The 5,052-nt window shown below is 62.6% G+C and carries 4 protein-coding genes and 1 pseudogene; 2 read left to right on the top strand and 3 right to left on the bottom strand.

Annotated features, from left to right (window positions below; genetic code table 11):
* The 3 genes and pseudogenes from ACLP25_RS09765 to ACLP25_RS09775 form a co-directional block, all read right to left on the bottom strand.
* On the bottom strand, positions 1–317 hold a 317-nt coding region (locus ACLP25_RS09765; RefSeq protein ID WP_442469005.1), incomplete at its 3' end, for a hypothetical protein.
* 172 nt (positions 318–489) lie between these two features.
* The gene (locus ACLP25_RS09770) at positions 490–2,505 is read right to left on the bottom strand and encodes an ATP-binding protein (RefSeq protein ID WP_442469008.1); all 2,016 of its coding nucleotides are present in this window, start codon (positions 2,503–2,505) and stop codon (positions 490–492) included.
* A gap of 144 nt (positions 2,506–2,649) precedes the next feature.
* A pseudogene (locus ACLP25_RS09775) lies at positions 2,650–2,967 on the bottom strand (winged helix-turn-helix domain-containing protein); the annotation flags it as partial.
* A gap of 465 nt (positions 2,968–3,432) precedes the next feature.
* Between ACLP25_RS09775 and ACLP25_RS09780 the strand changes: the two are divergent.
* A complete protein-coding gene (locus tag ACLP25_RS09780; protein ID WP_442469006.1) occupies positions 3,433–4,128 on the top strand; it encodes a DUF2161 domain-containing phosphodiesterase in 696 nt (231 codons plus the stop codon).
* A 228-nt stretch (positions 4,129–4,356) separates the two neighbouring features.
* Positions 4,357–5,052: MFS transporter (locus ACLP25_RS09785; RefSeq protein WP_442469007.1), on the top strand; the 696-nt coding region annotated here is incomplete at its 3' end.

The following is a 5,052-nucleotide window of genomic DNA, read 5'->3' on the forward strand; positions in this document are numbered from 1 at the left end:
CCGGCGGCGGACAGATCCTCGATCGGAAGCCCCAGGGCCGCCCAAGACAGGCTGCCCGCCGTCACGCGCAGGCAGAACTCCTGTGCTGGAGCATATCGCACGATCTGCCGCACAGGCAGCGCGACGCCGTTCAGGGCGAGCGCCGGCGGCAATGCGAATAGAATGCCAGCCCGCCCGGATAACATGTTGACGCGCGCGACCCCGTCCGCATTCGCATAGGACCGCTGCATCCATAGGCGTCGCAGCCCGACGCTGATGAGCTTTGCTGAAAAGTCGGGGTTGCCGTCCGCCACAAGCTCGACGTTCGCGGCCCGCACTGCCGCCCCGTAGGCGTCAGGATCCGAAAAGCACCGAACGCCGCTGGAAAGCATAAGAATTCCAGTTGGATATGACCTTGGCTGTGCCTTGCCATTTCCCGAGCGGTACGACAACCGCCATAGGGTCGCACGACCAAGGCTGCACCGCACATTGTCGAGCGTCCCTAATCTCTCAAACCGGTGTGACCATCCGTACCCCCGCGACGCTGTGCGCGCCGCGCAGACTGAACTCATTCCGTTTGACAAGAAGCACGGCCCGCCATGCCTTTCCAAGAACGCTCCAGGGGCCCAGCGAATGTCTGCCGGAATGCTCGAGCAGCATCGCTACCGCCTCATCCGCCCCGTGCAAGTCGCCCGTCAAAATCGCAATCGGACATACCGCTTGCGCCAGCGCGTCGCACAGCGAGATCGCGTGTCCCATTGCGCGGGCTTCATCGGCGCTTGTGTGCGCGGCGTTTTGCCCCATCTCGGGGAATCCCTGGAGCCACAGCATCTGGGCCAGAATGACCCGCGCGGCAGTTGGCTGGCCAAATCGAAAGCGAACGCCACGAGATGTGTTTGGCGACGCAAGATCAGCAATGAGAAGCCGCTCGATCCGATCGCGTGCGGCGGCGTGGTCGCCAAGACAGTGTAGCGGGATGCCGACTAGACGATCGCCCATCCGGATATCGGACGCCGTTTCGGCTATGGCGCAGAACTGCTGCGCGACCTGAAGCGCCGCCCGATATTCTCCTGCTCCGATGTGATAGAACCACAATCCCCAGAGCGCTTCCAACTGATATTCTTTGTCGTTCAGCGCTTCTGCAATGTCGAATGCTTTCGTCCAGGCCGCGGCGGCCTGCGGAGCGAGGCCGATGGTGAAGGTTCTGGACAAGCCGAGCGCAAGGTAGAGCTGCATGATTTCGCGGGCCCGCGCATCGCGCGCCTCGTCCGACCCGAGCCTTGAAAGCGCGCGCTCGACGCACTCGCGACATCCGTCCGTTGACGACAGCTGGAACCAAAGCGGTATGGCTGCGACCGTCAGCGCCATTCCGACATCCGCGTCCCCTTTCGAGGAATACGCCCACTCCAGCGCTGTCCTCAGGTTGTCGATCTGCCAGGCGTAGCTGGCAAGCCATTCCCCGATCGACCGTTCCTCCCATTCGGACAATGCTCGCTCAAACACGTCACGGAAGTGCTGGGCGTGGCGGCGAAGGATCGCATCCTTGTGTCCGCTCTCTGCAAGCTTGGCGGCGCTGTAAGCCCGCATCGTATCCAGGAGCCGATAATCGCCGCGAGCGCCCTCTGAGCCAGCGATGACCATGGACTTCGCGATGAGCTGCGCCAGGAGGTCCGGGATGTCGAGCGCCGTGATCTCCGCGTCCGCGCACACGGCCGAGACGGCTTCCAATGTGAACCCGCCTGCAAATACCGCAAGTCGCCGAAAGACTGCGCGCTCGCGCTCGGTGAGCAACTCGTAACTCCAATTGAGCGCAGCGGCGAGGGTCCGATGGCGCGGCAGCGCGGTGCGACGACCGCCTGTCAGGAGACGAAAGCGATCGTTGAGACGTGCGGCGATGGCTCGTGGATGAAGGGCGTCGACGCGAGCAGCCGCCAGCTCGATCGCAAGCGCGATACCGTCAAGCTGGCGACAGAGATCGGCGACTATCGGCGCCTCCTCGTTGGTCAGCTCGAAATCGTCGGCGATCGACGCTGCGCGCTCGACAAAGAGCTCGACGGAAGAATAGCCGAGCGCGTCGGCCGCGCTTTGACCCGCTTGGACGGGCGGGACCGTCAACGGCGCCAGTCGATGAACGCTTTCGCCTTCCGCGCGCAGAGGCTCGCGACTGGTCGCCAGGACATCGACGGACATAGCGCCCTTCAACATACGTTCAGCCAGGATCGCGGCGGCCTCGACGACATGCTCACAGCTGTCGAGAAGCAGCAGAATGTGTTTGCCCCGGACAAAGGCGACCAGTTCGCTTACCGAATCTTCGGTGACCGGGGCCGCTCCGAGCGCGGCGGCGACCGCACTCGCGACAAGTCCCGCGTCGGCAAGCGGCGCCAGATCAACGAAATAGGCTCCATCAGCGTATGCCGACGACAACTCCGTCGCGACAGCCAAGGCGACTGTTGTCTTGCCGATTCCGGCGGGGCCCACGATGGTCACGAAACGACGGCGCTTCAGCCGCGCGGAAAGAACGCCCATGACCTCGGCGCGGCCAAAAATCGGAGTCAGGCGCGAGGGCAGATTATTCCTGCGGTTTTTCGGGCTCTCAGGCGAATGTCCCGGCTCGGGGAGCCCGATGTCTTCGCCTCCAGGCGCGGAGACCAACCCAACGAACCGATATCCGCGGCCCGGCGCCGCGGCGATGTATCGAGTTTCCCGGGTTTCGCGCAGCGCCCGCCTCAGTGCCGCCACTTGTGCTCGAAGGTTTGACTCCTCGACAATCGTGTTGGGCCAGGCTCGCGCGAACAGCTCGTCCTTCGACACGAGTTCACCCGGGCGTTCCAGCAACGCGATCAGGATTTCGGGCGCTCGCGCGCCGATGGCGACAGGCTTTTCGCCTTCCAATAACAGGCGCCGATCATGTAGCAGACAAAAGGGCTCAAAGACCGTGCGCCTACCGGCGCCGATATGGGTTTTGTATGGTCCTTCACCCTGGGGCACGGCCTGCCTCCAACGTGAACGAGGGTCGTCCTTTTTCTGGCAGTTCTACGGCCAAATTGGGCAGCGCTTATTCGTGATGCCGTTACCTCGAATTTGCGCAATTTTGCCTCGACTGGGAGATGTGATGCGTGACGTCTTTTCCTGGCGCAAGGTTCCCGAAGGGCCAGCGACCGCATTCTGGCGTATTGCGTTCGTTCGTCTCGCCCCTCGACCGCAGAGTGTCCGCCCAGGCGGCGTCTTGTGATCGAGCGTGAGAAGGAAGGCCGAACCTCCCGGAAATCGACTCGACGCCGAGGCTTTGCTCGTTGCCGATGGGGGCGGAAATCCCCGCGTCCACATGCGCCACCAGGAGAGCTTGAAAATTCATTTCGTCTTGCGGCTATCGCCGCGACGCGGTCGCCATCCACGCTCCGTTAACGAGGAGTTGCGAAGTTAATCCAACTCCGCATCGAGAGGCGATCTACCTTGGAAACCGACCTCTATCCACCGATAAAGCGCCATCTGCAGAGGCTCGGCCTGGAGGTCAAGGGCGAGGTGTACGGCTGCGATCTCGTCGCCCTTTCCGATGGCTCACCTGAACTCGTCGTGATCGGCGAGATGAAGCGAAGCTTCACGCTCGAACTGGTGCTGCAGGCCGTTGATCGCACATCCGTCTGCGACGAGGTCTGGCTCGCCGTCGGCACCTCCAAGCGGGGCCGTGGCCGGGAGAACGACGCGCGCGTGAAGAAGCTTTGTCGGTTCCTCGGCTTCGGCCTACTCACCGTCACCGCCGAGGGCCGGGTCGACGTGGTGGCGGAGCCAGCGCCATGGAAGCCGAGGCGCGACGCCAAACGGCGTTCGCGCATCGTCGAGGAGCATCGTCGCCGCAAAGGGGATCCGATCGTGGGCGGTTCGACTCGGACGCCACAAATGACCTCCTATCGTCAGCAGGCGCTCGCCGTGGCAAAAGCGCTTGCCAGCGCGCCGAGTCGTCCGCGGGACCTTCGGATACTTGCTCCGGACGCCGCCAAAATCCTTCAGGGCAATGTCTATGGCTGGTTCGAGCGAATCGAACGTGGGCATTACGGGCTGACCTCGTCCGGTCGCGTCGCCCTCGTCACATGGGCTGGTCATGTTTCCGCCGAGACGAGCGCCGGATTTGGCGGGAGCCCCAACTCCTGAGAGGATGGCGTGAAGCGGCGTCGCAAATCGCCCCGGCCTGAATGAACGGAGCTAATAGCTTATCGTGACGATCCGCGCTGGTGATCTCGCCGAAACAAATGCAACGGCTTGCTAAATTGAGATTGTCGACGCCGGCTTTTCGGGGACTTTCAGTGGGTGTGTTGCGGAAAGGCTTTCTATATGGGCCGGCTGGCATCTAATGCGGAGCCGAACCCGAGGATAGCGAGATTGCTTGCGCTGCTCTTGCCGCCGGCGTTTGCGCTCTACGGCACGTTTAACGGCGTTCAGCAGATCGTCCTTCCTTTGCAGGTAGAGCATATCGACCCAACGGGAAAGGTCGGGCATCTCGCACTTATCGTAACAATTTGTTCGATTGCCTCTATCGTTGGGCTCGGAAGCGGTGGCGCGCTATCAGACGCAACGCGGAGCCGCTTTGGCCGTCGAACGCCCTGGCTCGCCGGAATGGCAGTGGCGTCGGCGGCGCTGCTCGTGGTTATGGCGCGGCAGACAAGCCTGGTCGTCATCGTCGCGGTCAGCGCAAGTCTCTGGTTTGCGCTGAATTTCTTCCAGGCCGCGCTACTGGCCGTGATACCCGACCGTGTGCCGGCGTCACGCAGGGCTATGGCTTCATGGCTTTTTGGATTTGCCGGTCCAATCGGCGCACTGATCGGGATCAATATGTGCGCGTTCGCCTCGCTGAGGGGTGGCTATGCGGCGCTCGCGATATTCCTCGTTCTCGCGACCGCTGTGTTCGCGGTCTTCGCGCGAGAAGGCCAATATGCCCCGAGTGCAACGACCTCGCCCTCTCGGGCCAAAGGGTCGCTATTGAACGCGGCCACTCGGTTCGCAGAGAGTTTCTCGTCTCGAGATTTTGCGCTCGCCTTCACTGCGCGAGCTCTCTTGTTCTTGGGGCAATTCACGGTC

This window comes from Roseiarcus sp., from assembly GCF_052145395.1.
GTDB lineage: Bacteria > Pseudomonadota > Alphaproteobacteria > Rhizobiales > Beijerinckiaceae > Roseiarcus.

Excerpts from the sequence above, each read along its gene's own strand:
- ACLP25_RS09770 (WP_442469008.1), bottom strand. The coding sequence starts at position 2,505 with ATGGGCGTTCTTTCCGCGCGGCTGAAGCGCCGTCGTTTCGTGACCATC.